This is a genomic window from Saccharopolyspora galaxeae, from assembly GCF_016526145.1.
Lineage (GTDB): Bacteria > Actinomycetota > Actinomycetes > Mycobacteriales > Pseudonocardiaceae > Saccharopolyspora_C > Saccharopolyspora_C galaxeae.
Genome location: NZ_JADDUE010000002.1, coordinates 517,767 through 533,867 on the forward strand (window position 1 = coordinate 517,767; position 16,101 = coordinate 533,867).

A 16,101-nucleotide genomic window follows, 5' to 3' on the forward strand; every position below is an offset into this window, starting at 1 on the left:
GACCGCGGCCGGACCGGCCGCCCGCCACGTCAGGAGGTCCATCGTGCGTCTCGGTCTGCAGCTCGGATATTGGGGTGCCGCACCGCCGGACAACGCCGCGGAACTCGTCGCGGAAGCCGAACGCGCCGGCTTCGACGGCGTTTTCGCCGCCGAGTCCTGGGGTTCCGACGCGTTCACGCCGCTGTCCTGGTGGGGCTCGGGAACCGACCGGGTCCGGCTGGGCACTTCGGTGGCCCAGTTGTCCGCGCGCTCGCCGACGTCCTGCGCCATGCACGCGCTGACGCTGGACCACCTTTCCGGAGGCCGTTGCGTGCTCGGGCTCGGCGTCTCGGGCCCGCAGGTGGTGGAGGGCTGGTACGGCGAGCCGTTCGGAAAACCGTTGGCGCGCACCAGGGAATACGTTTCGATCATCCGCCAGGTGCTGGCGCGGGAAGCGCCGGTGCGCAACGACGGTCCGCACTATCCGCTGCCGTTCGACGGTCCCGGCTCGCTCGGGCTCGGCAAGCCGCTGCGCCCGATCACCCATCCGCTGCGCGCCGACCTGCCGATCTGGCTCGGCGCCGAAGGTCCGCGGAACGTCGCGCAGACCGCGGAGATCGCGGACGGCTGGATCGCGGTGTACTTCTCGCCGCGCATCGCCGAGGTCTACCAGCAGTGGCTCGCGGACGGTTTCGCGCGTCCCGGCGCGCGCAACGACCGCTCCGGGTTCGAGGTGGCCGCCACCTGCCCGGTCGTCGTAACCGACGATCCCGTTGCGGAGAAGGCGAAGGTGAAGCCCTACCTGGCGCTCTACATCGGCGGCATGGGCTCGGAGCAGGTGAACTTCCACGCCGACCTGTTCCGCCGGATGGGCTACGGCGAGGTGGTCGAGGACATCACCGGGCTTTTCCGCGCCGGTCAGCGCGCTGAGGCCGCAGCCGCGGTGCCGGACGAGCTGGTCGACGACGTCTCCATCATCGGCGACCGCGAGCAGGTGCGCGCCGGCGTCCGGCGCTGGGAGGAGTCCGGTGTGGACACGCTGCTGGTCGGTTGCCGGGACGCGGCGCAGCTGCGCGCGGTCGCCGATGCGGTACTCGGCCCGGACTTGCCGCAATCGTGAAACACGTTCTAGCTTTGTGGGCATTGTCGGCGTCCGGGAACAGGAGTGCACCGTGACCGCTATCGGACTGTGGAACATCGCCGCGGAACAGCCCAGCCGGACCGCACTGGTCACTCCGGACGGGCGGGAGGCCGGCTACGGCGAACTCGCCGCCGAAGCCGACCGGATCGGGCGCGGGTTGCAGCGCATGGGCCTCTCGCCCGGCGACAGCATCGTGCTGCTGCTGCCGAACGGATTCGACCTGGTCGCGGCGTACTTCGCGGCGATGCAGACCGGGCTGTACGTGGTCACGGTGAACTGGCACCTGGTCGGCGCGGAGATCGCCTACATCGTCGGGGACAGCGGCGCCAAGGCGTTCCTCGCGCACGAGCGGTTCGCCGAGGCGGCGGGGGAGGCCGCGGCGGAGGCCGGTCTTGCCGAAGAACGTTGCTTCGCCGTCGGCGAGGTGGCGGGTTTCCGCCCGCTGTCGGAACTCGGCGAGAAGGAACCCGTGGCGCGGCCGGACGTGCGCACCGCCGGTTCGCCGATGCTCTACACGTCCGGGACCACGGGGCGGCCGAAGGGCGTGCGCCGCGCGCTCAGCGGTGCCGACCCGGACGAGGTTCCGGCGCAGTCGCAGGGATTCTTCGGGATCTTCGGCCTGCAGGCGTTCGACGATCATGTGCACCTGTGCGGTTCGCCGCTGTACCACACGGCGGTGCTGAACTTCGTGAGCATTTCGATCCAGCTCGGGCACACGGCGGTGCTGATGGATCGCTGGGATCCGGAGCGGATGCTGAAACTCATCGAGCAGCACCGGGTGACCCACACCCACATGGTTCCCACGCAGTTCCACCGCTTGCTGGCGCTGCCGGAGGAAACGCGGCAGCACTACGACGTCTCGTCGATGCGGGCCGCGATCCACGGTGCCGCGCCCTGCCCGATCGAGGTGAAGCGGCAGATGCTCGATTGGTGGGGTCCGGTGGTGATCGAGTACTACGCCGCGACCGAAGGCGGCGGCACGGTGATTCCGGCCGAGGAGTGGCTGCGCAAACCGGGTTCGGTCGGGTTGCCGTGGCCCGGTTCGGTGGTGCAGATCCTCGACGACGAGGGCGGGGAGCTGCCCGTGGGCGAGGTCGGCACGGTCTACATGCGGATGGGCGCGTCCACCTTCGAGTACCACCAGGATCCGGAGAAGACGCGGAAAGCCCGCGTCCGCGACATGTTCACGCTCGGGGACATGGGGTATCTGGACGACGACGGGTACCTGTACCTGTGCGACCGGAAGAGCGACATGATCATTTCCGGTGGCGTGAACATCTACCCGGCCGAGATCGAGAACGTGTTGTCGGTGCATCCGAAGGTCGCGGACATCGCCGTTTTTGGCGTGCCGCACCAGGACTGGGGCGAAGAGGTCAAAGCCGTGGTCCAGCCCGCCGAGGATGCCGCCGCCGGCGCCGAACTCGCCGCCGAACTCCTGGATTTCGCCCGCGGCAAGCTCGCTAAGTTCAAGCTCCCCCGCAGTGTCGAGTTCACCGCCGAACTCCCCCGCGACCCCAACGGCAAGCTCTACAAGCGCAAGCTGAAGGAGCCGTACTGGGCCGACTCCACCGCCAAGCATTAGAGCGAACGGACTGTTCGTCCGAATAGATTGGTCAAACGGTCCGTTCGCTCACCGACATCGGCGAGAGCTGTCCACAGGGAGCGGATTTGTCCACAGATCCGCGAAACCACACTTGCTCACGGAGCGGCATCGGAGCAACTTGGAAGGATGCCGATTCGAGCGCGTGCAGATTGGGACGCAGTGGTCACTGCGGCGGATCGTGATGTCATCACGGTCCGCGAGCTTGATCAGCTCGGCGTACCGCGCCAGACGGTCTTTTACCGGGCATCGGACGCCGGATCGTGGACCAGACTGCTGCCCGGCGTAATGCTGCTTCGCTCGGGCGAAGCGACAACCGAACAACGTTATGCAGCGGCGCTGCGCTATGCAGGTGACGGTTCGATGATCACCGGTTTGGCTGGATGCGCGTTGCACGGGATTCGACGGCGGCCCGAGACCGACGTTGTCCACGTGTTGATACCGGTGGCTCGCAAGCGCGCCAGCAAGGGATTCGTGGAGGTCGAGCGAACCGAGCGCTTGCCGACAGCCGTAATCCGGAGCGGCTTCAGGGTGGCGCCGCTGGTCCGCGCACTGCTCGACGCGGCACGTCAGCTGACCTCGCTGGACGAGGTGCGCGCATTGCTCGCGGAGGCCGTGCAACGGGGCATGGTGACCCCGGCCTCGTTAGCCGCGGAGCTCGCTGCCGGCTCACAACGTGGTTCGTCCCGGTGCAGAGTGGCGCTGGGCGAGATGTCGGTCAACGTCCATTCCGCTGCTGAGGGATGGGCTTACCGGTTGGTGCGGGGCTCCGACCTGCCCGCGATGTGGTGGAACGCGCGACTGCTGGCTGCGGACGGAACCCTGCTCGGCGTCCCTGATGGATGGATCGACGAGGTCGGCCTCGCTTGGCAGATCGACTCTCGCGCCTACCACCTATCGCCCGCTGATTACGAGAACACCGTCCGGCGGCACACGATGATGACCGCTGCGGGGATCGTGGTCGTGCACAGCTTGCCTGCGCGCATACGTACCGAACCCGATGCCGTGCTCGACGAACTCAGGCGCTCGTACCAGGCGGCACGGCAACGCCCGCGCCCAGCTGTCACAGCGATTCCGGGCGTCACCCGCAGCTAAACGCGGAAATCTTGCTTGCTCGCGCGGGACGATACCGAGCGAACGGACCGTTTGACCAATCTAGTGGGACGAACAGGCCGTTCACTCGGCTCAATCTGCCCGGCTGGGGTGGCGCGTCGGGGTGTCAGCACGGGGGGCCTATGCGCGGTGGTCCGTGAGCGAACGGACCGTTCGTCCGAATAGATTGGGCGAACAGGCCGTTCACTCCGGAAGTTCGGGGTGCTCGGCTCCGGAAGTTGAAAGTCATTCGCCGCGGAATTCGGGTTTGCGCTTTTCGGCGAAGGCGCGCGGGCCCTCCTTGGCGTCGGCGCTGCGGAAGACGTCGAGGCCGAGGCGGGTGTCCACCGCGAACGCCTCGTTCTCCGGCATGCCTTCGGTTTCCCGCATCGTGCGCAGGATCGCCCGCACCGCCAGCGGCCCGTTGGCGGCCACCGCCTCGGCCAGTTCGAGCGCGGTGTTCAACGCCTCGCCGTCCGGCACGACCCGGCCGATCAGGCCGATCTCGCGTGCTTCTTCTGCGGTCAGGTGCCTGCCGGTGAGCAGGATTTCCGCCGCCAGCGTGTACGGGATCTGGCGCGGCAGCCGCACGGCCGAACCGCCCAGCGGGAACAGTCCCCACCGGCATTCGGAAACCCCGAAGCGCGCACTGCTGCCCGCGACGCGGATGTCGGTGGCCTGCAGGATCTCCGTGCCACCGGCGACCGCCGGGCCTTCCACGGCGGCGATGAGCGGCTTGCTGAGCCTGCGGCCCTTCAGCAGCGGCTCGATCACCGAGAGGTCGCCGTTGTCGTTGTCCCCGGGATGCGCGCTGCTCATCGCCTTGAGGTCCGCACCGGCGCAGAACGCCCCGCCCGCGCCGGTGAGCACGCAGGCCCGGATCTCGTCGTTGGCGTCGACCTCGTCCCACGCCTCGCGCATGATCGACATCATCTCGGCGGAGAGCGCGTTTCGCGCTTCGGGCCGGTTCAGCGTCACGACCAGCACCGGGCCGTGCCGCTGCACCAGGCAGTGCGCTTGCTCGGAGACTTCTCGGTTCTCTTGCGCCGGCGTGGCGGTCATGGGCGTCCTCCGGAGGATGTCGTGCGGCGGCCCGTTGCCACGCACGATAACATGTTCTAGTTTCGATCGGGTGGCACACAACATCGCAGATCTCTTCGAGCACGCCGTCGACCTGACACCGAACCGCGTCGCCGTGATCTGCGGCGAACGCCGGGTCACCTTCCTCGAACTGGAGCAGCGGGCGAACCGGCTCGCGCACCACCTCGCCGAACGCGGCCTCGGCCGGGGTTCGCACATCGGGGTTTACGCGCGCAACGGCATCGAGGCGCTGGAAGCCATGCTCGCCGCCTACAAGTTGCGGGCCGTCGCGGTCAACGTGAACTACCGCTACGTGCCCAACGAACTGCGCTACATCTTCGACGACGCGGACCTGTCCGCGCTGGTGCACGAGCGCCGCTACGCCGACCGGGTCGCCGAGTCGCTGCCCGACGGCTTGCGGCACGTGCTGGTCATCGAGGACGGCAGCGACCTCGATTTCGCCCGCTACGGCGGGGTTTCCTACGAGTCGGCGCTGCAGGGCGCCGCACCGGAGCGGGACTTCGAGCCGCGCTCGGACGGCGACCTGTTCCTGCTCTACACCGGTGGCACGACGGGAAATCCGAAGGGCGTGATGTGGCGCCACGAGGACGTCTGGCGCACCCTCGGCGGCGGGATCGACTTCATGACCGGCGAGCCGGTCGCCGACGAGTGGCAGCAGGCGCGCGAGGGCGCCGACAGCGGTGGCCTCGTCCGGTTACCGGCCGCACCGTTCATCCACGGCGCGGCGCAGTGGGCCACGTTCGGGAACCTGTTCGCGTGCAGCACGGTCGTGCTGCTGCCCGAGTTCGACGCGGACGAGATCTGGCGGGCCGTCGAGCAGCACTCGGTGAACGTCCTGGCCATCACCGGTGACGCGATGGCCCGGCCGTTGATCGAGGCGTATCACTCGGGCGGCTACGACGCGTCGTCGGTGGTCGCGATTTCCAGCAGTGCGGCGCTTTTCTCGCCGTCGGTGCAGGAGCAGTACCTGGAGGCGCTGCCGAACGTGGTGCTCACCGACTCGATCGGCAGCTCGGAGACCGGGTTCAGCGGGATCGGCGTGCTGTCCAAGGGCGGTGCGCAGACCGGCGGCCCGCGGGTCAACGCGGACTCGTCGACCGCGATCATCGGCTCGGACGGCAACGTGCTGCCCGCCGACTCCAGCGAGGTCGGCCTGCTCGCCCGCGCCGGGCACGTGCCGCTGGGCTACTACAACGACCCGGAGAAGACGGCGAAGGTGTTCGTCGAGATCGACGGCACCCGCTACGTCGTGCCCGGTGACTACGCCCGCTACGAGGCCGACGGCACGGTGACGATGCTGGGCCGCGGCTCGATGTCCATCAACACCGGCGGCGAGAAGGTCTACCCCGAGGAAGTCGAGGCCGTGCTGAAAGCGCACCCCGACGTGTTCGACGCGCTGGTGTTCGGCGCGCCCGACGAGCGGCTCGGCCAGTGCGTCGCCGCCGTCGTGCAGCCCCGGCCGGGCGCGGACCTGGCCTGGCCGGAGCTCGAAGCGCACAACCGTGAGCGGATCGCGGGCTACAAGGTGCCGCGCAAGTTGTGGCTGGTCGACCAGGTGCAGCGCTCACCCAGCGGCAAACCGGACTACCGCTGGGCGCAGCAGCACGCCGAGCAGCACGAACCCAGCAGCACCAAGCAGCCGGGCACCGCAGCGGTGGCCGACGCAGTCGAAAGGAAGCCGTGATGCGCACCGCCCTCTGCGACCGACTCGGCATCGAGCAGCCGATCGTCGGGTTCACCCCGTCCGAGCACGTCGCCGCCGCGATCAGCCGCGCCGGCGGGCTCGGCGTGCTCGGCTGCGTGCGGTTCAACGACGCCGACGAGCTGGATTCGGTGCTGGACTGGATGGACGAGAACACCGGCGGCCGCCCCTACGGGGTGGACGTCGTGATGCCGTCCACCGTGCCGACCGAAGTGTCCGATGTGGACATCGAGTCGATGATTCCGGATCAGCACCGGGAATTCGTGCAGCAGACGATGACCCGGCTCGGGTTGCCCGAACTCCCGGAGGGCGAGCGGAGCGGGGACGCGGTGCTGGGCTGGCTGCACTCGGTGGCGCGCTCGCACGTCGACGTGGCGCTGAAGCACCCGGTGAAGCTGATCGCGAACGCACTCGGATCGCCGCCGCCGGACGTCATCGGGCGCGCGCACGAGGACGGCGTGCTGGTCGCGGCCCTCGCGGGCAAGGCCGAGCACGCTCGCCGCCACGTGGACAAGGGCGTGGACGTCGTGGTGGCGCAGGGCCACGAAGCCGGTGGGCACACCGGGGAAATCGCCACGATGGTGCTCGTGCCGGAGATCGTCGACGCGGTGGGGGAGGAGGTACCCGTGCTGGCCGCGGGCGGAATCGGCTCGGGGCGTCAGGTCGCGGCTGCGCTCGCGCTGGGTGCCAGCGGCGCGTGGATGGGCTCGTGCTGGCTGGCCACCAAGGAGTACGGCATCGCCCTCGGTGGCGAGGCGATGCAGCGCGCGCTGGTCGGCGCGGACTCCAGCGACACGGTCCGCACCCGGATCTACACCGGAAAACCCGCGCGATTGCTGAAAACCCGCTGGACCGACGCTTGGGCCGAGCCGGACGCACCGGACCCGCTGCCGATGCCGCTGCAGAACATCCTGGTCAGCGAGGCCCACCAGCGGATCACCCGCTCCGGCGATCCGGAGGTGGTGTCCATGCCGGTCGGCCAGATCGTCGGCCGGATGAACGAGGTCCGCCCGGTCGCCGACGTGATGGAGAGCCTGCTGCGCGAGGCGGGCGAAACCTTCGACCGGCTGGACAAGATCCGCTGAAGCGCGGGAGCGGGGATGCCATTGCGCATGGCGTTCCCGCGTTTCCGTTGCGCAGGCCGAGGGTCCGGAAGGGACTCGCCGTCCTCCGTGATTTCGTAGATCTCGCCTTGCGCTTCTGGCAATTATTCAGTTGCCGGAAGTCGTTTGCCGGGGCCGTTGGTCCGGGCGAGCGAGTAGGGTTCCGCGCTACCGGGCGCGTTTCCTAATCTTGGCGAGGTCGAAGGAGGTCACGGCAGTGGGCGAAGAAAAGAACGACCACTCGGTCGAGGACGACAAGCAGACCGGCAAGACCAGCGGAGACGTGGACCCGAAAAAATACGAGGACGACGCGTGACCCTCGCCGCCGATGATGACGGCGTGCGTACGCTGATCGACGAATTGGAATCGGCCGGGGGCCTCCCGGCCGATTTCCGTTCGGTGCTGACCGCGGTCCCGCGCGAGTGGTTCATCCCCGATCGCATGTGGGTGCGAGAGGCCGAGGACGGGCCGTACCTGGCGCTGGATCGGGCCGCGGAACCGGACCGCTGGCTCGCGGCGGTCTACTCCAACCGCGTCATCGTGACCCAGTTCGACGGTGGGGCGACCGCCTGGCCGGTGGTCGGCGATCGGCCTACCTGCTCGGCGTCCATGCCGTCGGTGGTGCTCGGCATGCTGGCCGAGTCGGACGTGCGTCCGGGGCACGTGGTTTTCGAGGTCGGCACAGGTACCGGGTGGAGTGCTGCGCTGCTCGCTCACATCGTCGGTGCGCGGGGGAGCGTCACCACGGTGGAGATCGACCCGGTGTTGGCGGCGGACGCGCGGAAGCGCCTGGAGACGGCGGGTTTCGCAGCGGTGGACGCCAGGTTGGCCGATGGGGTGGCCGACGTTCTGCCGGACCGGGTGGATCGCGTGATCTCGACCGCAGGTGTCCACGTAGGACAGTTGCCGTTCCCGTGGGTGGTGAACACCCGTCCGGGCGGGGTGATTCTCGCGCCGATGCGGACCGATCTCGCTTCCGGCCCGCTGGTGCGGTTCGTCGTCGGCGAGGACGGGACGGCGACCGGGCGCGCCACCGCCCTGCGAGTCGGTTTCATGGAGCTGCGTTCGCACCGGGTCGCGTCCGATCCTGTCGGGGCGGAACGCTTCGACGATCCGGCGGCGGACCTCGGCTTCACCGATCTCGCGCCGTGGGTGCCACTACTGGCCGATGATCACCGCTGGCCGATCGCGGTCGCGGTGCCGTCGTGCCGGGTGAACGTGTGGGACCGCACCGAGGATCGGCCCGGAGTGGCGTGGTTGCGCGATCCGCTGTCCGGATCGTGGGCCAGCATCGTCCCGGAGGGCAACGATCGGTATGTGGTCCGCCAGTTCGGTCCGCGCCGGTTGTGGGACGCGGCCGAGGCGGCCTACCGCTGGTGGCAGCAACGCGGCGAACCGCCGCTGTCGGCGTGGCAGTGGACCATCACCCCGGACCGGCAGAGCGTTGCGCTGCCGCCCGATTCCGCGCTGCCGTCCGATTCCGGGAGGTCCCCGCGAGCCGAACTTTCGGAGTGAACGGACCGTTTGACCAATCTAGTGGGACGAACAGGTCGTTCACTCAGAGGCGGTGAGCTCGGCGGCGCGCTCGGGGGTCAGCAGCTCGAACGACGGGTCCTGGCCCGGGCGCCACCACACCGGGTCGGTGCAGTTCCAGCGTTCCGCCGCCAGCGGGCGTTTGAGGACCTTGTGCGTGGCGGTGCGCGGCAGGTCGGCGGCGATGCGGACGAAGCGGGGGAGCTGCTTGGGGGCCAGGTCCGGCTGCGCGGCGAGGAAATCGCCGAGCTCGGCGGCGGTAAGCGGTGCGTCCGCGAGCACGATCGCGGCCATCACCTGGTCGCCGACCTCGGCGTCGGGCACGGCGTAGACCGCTGCCTGCGCGATGCCGGGGTGGCGCAGCAGGATCCGTTCGACCGGGGCGGTGCCCAGGTTCTCGCCGTCCACCCGCAACCAGTCGCCGGAGCGGCCGACGAAGTAGCAGAACCCGTCCCTGTCCAGGTAGGCGAGGTCCCCGCTCCAGTACATGCCGCCGCGCATCCGCTGCGCGTTCTCCTCCGGCGCCTTGTAGTAGCCGGCGAACGAGCCCGCGCCCGCGGTGTTGACCAGTTCGCCGACCGCTTGATCCGGGTTCGTGACCCGGCCGTCGCGGTCGAATTCGGCGGCGGGGCAGCGCTGCTCGGTCGCCGGGTCGAGCACTGCCACTCCCGGCCCGGGACGGCCGAGCGCGCCGGTCGGTGTGTCGGGGGTGCGCTGCACGACCACGCCGCCTTCGGTGGAGCCGAAACCGTCCACGACCTGGCAGCCGAAGCGCTCGGCGAACCGGTCCAGGTCGTTTTCGGCGCCCTCGTTGCCGTAAACGATCCGCAGCGGGTTGTCGGCGTCGTCGTCCCGCGCCGGGGTCGCGAGGATGTAGGAGAGCGGTTTGCCGACGTAGTTCGCGTAGGTCGAGCCGAATCGCCGCACGTCGGCCAGGAACCCGGACGCGGAGAAGCGCCGGCGCAGCCCGAGCGCGGCACCGGCGGCCAATCCGACCGCCCACCCCGCGAACAGCGCGTTCGAGTGGAACATCGGCATCGACAGGTAAACCCCGTCGCTGGGCGCGAGACCGAACCGGTTGGCCAGCATCCGCCCGGGAAAGGCGATCTTCTCGTGGGTGCAGCGGACGGCTTTCGGCTCACCCCCGGTGCCGGAGGTGAACAGCAGCGCGAGCAGGTCGTCCGGTTCGGCCGCCACCGGGTCCAGCGGCGAGCCGCGATGCTCGGCGAGCAGGCCCGCCCATTCGGCATCGTCGATGACCAGCACCCGCGCGGAATCCAAGTCCACTCCCGCGAGCAGCGCCGAGTGCTTGCTCTCGGTCACGACCAGTTCGCAGTCGGCCAACCGCACGTCGCGGCCCAGCGACTCGCCGCGCCGCCCGGTGTTGAGTCCGACCAGGACAGAGCCGGACAGCGCGGCCGCACCCAGCAGGAACGAGAACTCGGGAACGTTGTCCAGCAGCACGCCGACGTGGAACGGGCGATCGCCGCGGTGCAGCGCCTGCAGCAGGGCGGCGCGGTCGGCGCAGCACTGCACGTGCTCGGACCACGACCATTCCTGCTGCTCGAACTTGAGTCCCGGGCGCTCGTCGGCGGCGCGCGCGACGAGCAGTTCGGTGACCGTCGGAACGTGCTCGGACATGCGACTCCCTCGTCAGATGCCGGGCGGCCGAATGCACTCGCGGACGCCCGCCGGGTGACTGCGCGAACGATGTCGCCGCTCAGTCCAGGTCGGGTCCGTCCGCACCGGCCAGCGCGGCGCCGATCCGGCGCAGGTTGGCGGAGGCGGCACCGAGGGCGAACTCGCGGCGCTTGGCGGCGACGAAATACCGGTGCAGGTGGTGTTCGAGGTCGATGCCCACGCCCCCGTGCACGTGCACGGCGGTGTGCGCCACGCGGTGACCTGCCTCGGCGGCCCAGAACTTCGCGGTCGCCACCTCGCTGTGGCAGGGCAGGCCCTCGGTCGCGCGCCAAGCGGCCTGCCAGGTGGTCAACCGGACCGCTTCGACGTCGACGAAGGCGTCCGCGAGGCGCTGCGAAACGGCCTGGAAACTCCCGATCGGACGCTCGAACTGGGTCCGTTCCCGGGCGTACTCGGCGGTCAGCTCCAGCGCGCGTTCCAGCACGCCGAGCTGTTCGGCGCACAGGCCGAGCGTGCTGCGCGCGGCGAGCCAGCTCGCGGCGTCCTCGCCGCCCAGCACCCGATCATCGCCCAGCCGGACCTCGGTGAGGTCGAGCAGCGCTTCGCTGTCGGAGTCGACCACTTCCTGCCGCCGCACGGACACGCCCTCGTCGGACGCCCCGACCACGAACACCAGCGGACCGCGCTCGGTGGCCGCGGGCACCAGGAAGAAGTCGGCGGCGCAACCGGCGGGCACGGCGACCTTCCGGCCGCTGAGGAACCACTCGCCGCCGGAGCGATCCGCGCGGGTCGCGGGGGTTTCCGGCAGCGGGTCGGCATCTTCGGCGAGCGCGGCGGTCAGCACGATCTCGCCGTCACCCGCCGGGCGCGCGAACCGTTCCAGCTGCTGCTCGTCGCCGAAGCGGGCCACCGCGGAGGCGCCCGCCGCGATCGAGGTCAGGTACGGCACCGGCGCCACCGCCCGGCCCAGCTCCACCAGCACGCTGCACTGCTCGAGCAGTCCGCAGCCACCGCCGCCGAGGGATTCCGGCAGCGCCGCGCCGAGCACCCCGGCCTTCGCCAGGTCCGTCCACAGTGCACGGTCGAAGCGGTCGGGCTGGGACTCGACCTCGCGCAGCCGAGCCGTCGTCACCCGGTCGGTGAGGATGCTGCGGGTCAACTCGGTCAGATCTTGCTGAGCCTCGGTAGGTGCGAAATCCATCGGCTGCGGACTCCTTCGGGAAGGAACTGCCGGGCGGAACCTCGGCGGTGAACGTGTTCGGCAGGGGTCGGCGCAGGGGGTCAGCGCCGCGCAGGGGGCAGTCCGAGCCCAACGGTCGAGACGATGTCGCGCTGGACTTCGTTGGTGCCGCCGCCGAAGGTGAGGATCAGCGCCGAGCGGTGCATCCGCTCGACTCGGCCGTGCAGCGCGGCGCCGGGCGAACCTCCGCGGACGTGCGCGGCGGGCCCGAGCACCTCCATCAGCAGCCGGTAGGCCTCGGTGGCCAGCTCGGTGCCGTAGACCTTGGTCGCCGAGGCGGCCGCGGGAGCAGGCTGCTGCTCCGCGGTCCAGGCGATCTTCCAGTTCATCAGCTTCAACACCTCGGCACCCGCGTGCACCCGCGCGAGGTGCGTGCGCACCCACTCCTGGTCGATGACCCGGCGGCCGTCCGGCAGCTCGGTCTCCCGCGCCCATTCGCGGACCTGCGCCAGGGCGGAGCGGATCGGCGCGGCCGAGGTCAGCGCGACCCGCTCGTGGTTGAGCTGGTTGGTGATCAGCGGCCAGCCCTCGTTCTCGCCGCCGACCAGCGCCGTGGCCGGAACCCGCACGTCCTCGTAGTAGGTGGCGCTGGTGGTCGGCCCGGCGACGGTGTGCACCGGTGTCCAGGAGAAACCCGGTGCGTCCGTCGGGACGATCAGCATGCTCAGGCCCTTGTGCTTGCGGGCTTCCGGATCGGTCCGGCAGGCCAGCCACACGTAGTCGGCGTACTGCACCAGGCTGGTCCACATCTTCTGGCCGTTGATCACGTACTCGTCGCCGTCGCGGACCGCGGTGGTGCGCAGCGAAGCGAGGTCGGTGCCCGCTTCCGGCTCGGAGTAGCCGATGGAGAAGTGGATCTCACCGGCGGCGATGCCGGGCAGGAAGTGCGCCCGCTGCTCGGCGCTGCCGTAGCGCATGATCGTGGGCGCGACGCTGTTGAGCGTCAGGAACGGAACCGGCACTCCGGCGATGGCGGCCTCGTCGGTGAAGATGAGCTGCTCCAGCATCGTGCCGCCGTGCCCGCCGTGCTCCCGGGGCCAGCCGAGCGCGAGCCAGCCGTCGGAGCCGAGCTGGCGGACGATCCGCTTGTACGCCTCGCCGTCGCCGTAATCACCCCCGGTCGCGAGCTCCTCCCGGAGCTCGTCGGTCATCAGCTGCGCGAAGTAGTCGCGCAGGCGCTTGCGCAGCCGTTCCTGGTCGGAGTTGAAGCCGATGCGCATGGGGCCTCCTGGGCGAGCGACCCGGCCGGGCGCTGTGTGCAACAAGTTTCAGTTACTTTAGACCGCCGGGTGCCCCGGAGTCGACCAGCGTGGTGACAACGTCTTTTTCCGCGCAGGCTTCCCTGGGTCGCTAATATGCAACTTGTTCTACATCGTGTGCCGGCGATGAGCGGGCAGGCCGGAGCGGTGCGCGCCGGTGTCGCATGAGCGGTCAAGTTCCGATGGCCTCCGAATGGAGTAGTGAATCCCGCGGCACCGTCTCGTTGCCCTTCTAGGTCCGCCCGCGTCGAGCGCCCGATGAGCCGAGCCCTACGAACGCGGAGGAAGCGATGGAGATCGGCGTGCGGACCGAGCTGTGCGAGGCGAACGGAGTCTGCGTCGGGCTGGCCCCGGCGGTGTTCGAGCTGGACGACGACGAGCTGTTGCAGATCCGGCACCCGGTACCGGACGAAGATGTAGAACGTGTTGCGAAAGCCGTGCATCTTTGTCCGAAAGGTGCACTGTTCATTGCAGGAAGTGAAGCTGACGACGACTCTTGAACATCCTGAAAACAAGTTCTAGTGTGTGTCGCACATAACAGCCGCTATGCGGCGTTCTCGGACTTGGTGGGGAGACGGGCCGGTGAAGGCAGCGGTGCTCAACCAGATCGGCGACGACGCGCTGGACGTCCGCACGGACGTCCGGGTCGTGCCGCCGGGGCCGGGCGAGGTGCACCTGCGCGTCCGCGCCGCGGGGATCTGCCACAGCGATCTCTCGGCGATGAACGGTGGCCTTCCCGCGCTCGCTCCCGGAGTGCTGGGCCACGAAGGGGCGGGCGAAGTGCTCGCGGTGGGCGAGCAGGTGACCGACCTGGCGCCGGGCGACCGCGTCACCATCGCGTTCGTCCCGCCGTGCGGCAACTGCCGGGACTGCCTCAACGCGCAGCCGCACCTGTGCCAGGTGCACGTGGTCGCGTCGTTCACCTCGCCCAGGTTCGAGGTCGGTGCCGCGCCCGCCTTCGGATTCACCGGCACCGGCACGTTCGCGGAGGAGCTGGTCGTGCCCCGGGACGGCGTGGTCAAGGTCGAACCGGACGTGCCGTTCGAGGTCGCCGCGCTGCTCAGCTGCGGAGTGCTGACCGGGGTCGGCGCGGTGCTCAACACCGCGCGGGTCGAGCCGGGGTCCACAGTGGTCGTGATCGGCGCGGGCGGCGTCGGGATCTCGGTCATCCAGGGCGCCCGGATCGCCGGTGCGCGGCAGATCGTGGCCGTGGACCCGGTGACCGCCAAGCACGCCGGGGCGAAGCGGTTCGGTGCGACGCACGCGACCACGCCGGAGGGCTTGGACGATCTCAAGCAGGAACTGACCGGCGGTGCCGGGTTCGACTACGCCATCGAGGTCGTCGGGCGCTCCGCCACGATCCGCGCCGCCTACGACGCGGCGCGGCGCGGCGGTGACGTGGTGCTCGTCGGTGCCGGTGGGCCGGACGAGAAGGTCGAGTTCTCCGCGCAGGAATTGTTCGTCAACGAGCGGAACATCCTGCCGTCGTTCTACGGCTCGGCCGACCCGCGCCGGGACATCCCGCGGCTGCTGGACTTCTGGCGGGCCGGACTGCTCGACCTCGAAGGCATGGTGAGCAGGCGGATCGCCCTTTCCGACATCAACGACGGGCTGAGCGCGCTGAGCAGCGGTGATGCCGCCTTGGTCCGCCAGATCGTCACTTTCGACTAGTGGAGTCACGAACCGCCGCGGCGGTGCGCAACCGCGAAACCCGCGACGAAGGAGTTCTACTGTGGACAGTCAGGCGTTGGACCTGCGCGGCAAGGTCGCCGTGGTGACCGGCGCGGGCGCCGGGCTCGGCCGTTCGGAAGCGCTCGCGCTGGCGGGCGCCGGTGCGGACGTGGTGGTCAACGACGTCTCGGCGGCCGCGGACGCGGTGGTCGGCGAGATCGAGGAGGCAGGCGGCAAAGCCGCCGCCGTGCGCGGCGACATCAGCGAACAGGCCGTGGCCGACGAGCTGCTCTCGACCGCGGTGCAGCGCTTCGGCGGACTGCACGTCGTGGTGAACAACGCCGGCCTGCTGCGCGACCGCATGGTCTTCAAGATGAGCGACCAGGAGTGGGACGACGTCATCCGGGTGCACCTGCGCGGGCACTTCCTGGTCTGCCGCGGGGCCGCGGCGCACTGGCGCCAGCAGTCCAAGGACAACGGGTCGGCGGTGTACGGGCGGATCGTGAACACCGCGTCGGAGGCGTTCCTGTTCGGCGCCGAAGGCCAGCCGAACTACGCCGCGGCGAAGGCGGGCATCGCCTCGCTGACGGTTTCCACCGCTCGCGCGCTGGCGCGCTACGGCGTGCGCGCGAACGCGATCTGCCCGCGTGCGCGGACGGCGATGACCGACCAGATCTTCGGCCCCGCTCCGGAAACCGGGGTCGATCCGCTGTCCACCGAGCACGTGGCGCCGTTCGTCAGCTACCTGGCCGCACCCGCGGCCGATGCCATCAACGGGCAGGTTTTCGTCGTGCACGGCGGGAAAGTCGCGCTGATGGCGCCGCCGAAGATCGAGCAGCGGTTCGACGCGGCAGGCGATACCTGGAGCACCGCGGAACTCGCGGAGGTGGTCGGCGGCTACTTCGCTGACCGCGGAGACGGCATGTTCTCCAGCACCGACCTGCTCTCGCTGGGCTAGCGCAGCAGGCAGGCGCGCGGCGGAGAACTTCCGGCGGTGCCGCGGATCCCGCGCCACGGGCAACCCGCGCCGGACGACCGA

Annotated in this window: 13 protein-coding genes; 9 read left to right on the plus strand and 4 right to left on the minus strand. The window is 69.8% G+C overall.

The features are described from left to right. Positions 1-43 precede the first annotated feature (43 nt). The 3 genes from INP57_RS06835 (at position 44) to INP57_RS06845 (ending at position 3,815) form a co-directional block, all read left to right on the plus strand. Positions 44-1,099 (plus strand): LLM class F420-dependent oxidoreductase, encoded by a 1,056-nt coding sequence (locus tag INP57_RS06835; protein ID WP_200069167.1) that lies wholly within the window; start codon positions 44-46, stop codon positions 1,097-1,099. Positions 1,100-1,151: 52 nt separating this feature from the next. Continuing rightward, a complete protein-coding gene (locus INP57_RS06840; protein WP_307849938.1) occupies positions 1,152-2,702 on the plus strand; it encodes an acyl-CoA synthetase in 1,551 nt (516 codons plus the stop codon). 180 nt (positions 2,703-2,882) lie between these two features. After that, positions 2,883-3,815, plus strand: a complete 933-nt coding sequence (locus INP57_RS06845) for a hypothetical protein (RefSeq protein ID WP_307849939.1) — start codon at positions 2,883-2,885, stop codon at positions 3,813-3,815. A gap of 243 nt (positions 3,816-4,058) precedes the next feature. Here INP57_RS06845 and INP57_RS06850 read toward each other — a convergent pair whose 3' ends face one another. Continuing rightward, positions 4,059-4,874, minus strand: coding sequence for a crotonase/enoyl-CoA hydratase family protein (locus INP57_RS06850; protein ID WP_200069169.1), 816 nt, complete (start codon positions 4,872-4,874; stop codon positions 4,059-4,061). 70 nt (positions 4,875-4,944) lie between these two features. On the opposite strand from INP57_RS06850, the gene INP57_RS06855 reads away from it, so the two are divergent. From INP57_RS06855 to INP57_RS06865, 3 genes are all read left to right on the plus strand, one after another. After that, on the plus strand, positions 4,945-6,597 hold the full coding sequence (locus INP57_RS06855) for an acyl-CoA synthetase (RefSeq protein ID WP_200069170.1): 1,653 nt from the start codon (positions 4,945-4,947) through the stop codon (positions 6,595-6,597). Continuing rightward, a complete protein-coding gene (locus INP57_RS06860) occupies positions 6,597-7,700 on the plus strand; it encodes an NAD(P)H-dependent flavin oxidoreductase (protein WP_200069171.1) in 1,104 nt (367 codons plus the stop codon). The genes INP57_RS06855 and INP57_RS06860 overlap by 1 nt, the downstream gene beginning before the upstream one ends. Before the next feature lie 330 nt (positions 7,701-8,030). Continuing rightward, a complete protein-coding gene (locus INP57_RS06865; RefSeq protein ID WP_307849941.1) occupies positions 8,031-9,233 on the plus strand; it encodes a methyltransferase domain-containing protein in 1,203 nt (400 codons plus the stop codon). Positions 9,234-9,272: 39 nt separating this feature from the next. Here the strand turns inward: INP57_RS06865 and INP57_RS06870 are convergent, their stop codons facing one another. The 3 genes from INP57_RS06870 to INP57_RS06880 form a co-directional block, all read right to left on the minus strand. Next, positions 9,273-10,892, minus strand: coding sequence for a long-chain-fatty-acid--CoA ligase (locus INP57_RS06870; RefSeq protein WP_200069172.1), 1,620 nt, complete (start codon positions 10,890-10,892; stop codon positions 9,273-9,275). A gap of 79 nt (positions 10,893-10,971) precedes the next feature. Next, positions 10,972-12,093, minus strand: a complete 1,122-nt coding sequence (locus INP57_RS06875) for an acyl-CoA dehydrogenase family protein (protein WP_200069173.1) — start codon at positions 12,091-12,093, stop codon at positions 10,972-10,974. An 80-nt stretch (positions 12,094-12,173) separates the two neighbouring features. Then, the gene (locus INP57_RS06880; protein ID WP_200069174.1) at positions 12,174-13,352 is read right to left on the minus strand and encodes an acyl-CoA dehydrogenase family protein; all 1,179 of its coding nucleotides are present in this window, start codon (positions 13,350-13,352) and stop codon (positions 12,174-12,176) included. Between the two features lie 329 nt (positions 13,353-13,681). On the opposite strand from INP57_RS06880, the gene INP57_RS06885 reads away from it, so the two are divergent. The 3 genes from INP57_RS06885 to INP57_RS06895 all read left to right on the plus strand — a co-directional run bounded on the left by INP57_RS06885 (position 13,682) and on the right by INP57_RS06895 (position 16,020). Continuing rightward, positions 13,682-13,891 carry a ferredoxin gene (locus INP57_RS06885; RefSeq protein WP_200069175.1) on the plus strand — a complete coding sequence of 70 codons (210 nt, stop codon included), beginning with the start codon at positions 13,682-13,684 and terminating at the stop codon, positions 13,889-13,891. Positions 13,892-13,973: 82 nt separating this feature from the next. Continuing rightward, positions 13,974-15,062, plus strand: a complete 1,089-nt coding sequence (locus INP57_RS06890; protein ID WP_295144348.1) for a Zn-dependent alcohol dehydrogenase — start codon at positions 13,974-13,976, stop codon at positions 15,060-15,062. Between the two features lie 61 nt (positions 15,063-15,123). Next, the gene (locus tag INP57_RS06895) at positions 15,124-16,020 is read left to right on the plus strand and encodes a 3-oxoacyl-ACP reductase (protein ID WP_307849942.1); all 897 of its coding nucleotides are present in this window, start codon (positions 15,124-15,126) and stop codon (positions 16,018-16,020) included. Positions 16,021-16,101: the final 81 nt, after the last annotated feature.

What these genes read in the sequence shown, in the direction of transcription:
- INP57_RS06875 (WP_200069173.1), bottom strand. Translation starts at nt 12,093, where the DNA reads ATGGATTTCGCACCTACCGAGGCTCAGCAAGATCTGACCGAGTTGACC.
- INP57_RS06885 (WP_200069175.1), top strand. Translation starts at nt 13,682, where the DNA reads ATGGAGATCGGCGTGCGGACCGAGCTGTGCGAGGCGAACGGAGTCTGC.
- INP57_RS06850 (WP_200069169.1), bottom strand. Translation starts at nt 4,874, where the DNA reads ATGACCGCCACGCCGGCGCAAGAGAACCGAGAAGTCTCCGAGCAAGCG.
- INP57_RS06870 (WP_200069172.1), bottom strand. Translation starts at nt 10,892, where the DNA reads ATGTCCGAGCACGTTCCGACGGTCACCGAACTGCTCGTCGCGCGCGCC.
- INP57_RS06880 (WP_200069174.1), bottom strand. Translation starts at nt 13,352, where the DNA reads ATGCGCATCGGCTTCAACTCCGACCAGGAACGGCTGCGCAAGCGCCTG.
- INP57_RS06860 (WP_200069171.1), top strand. Translation starts at nt 6,597, where the DNA reads ATGCGCACCGCCCTCTGCGACCGACTCGGCATCGAGCAGCCGATCGTC.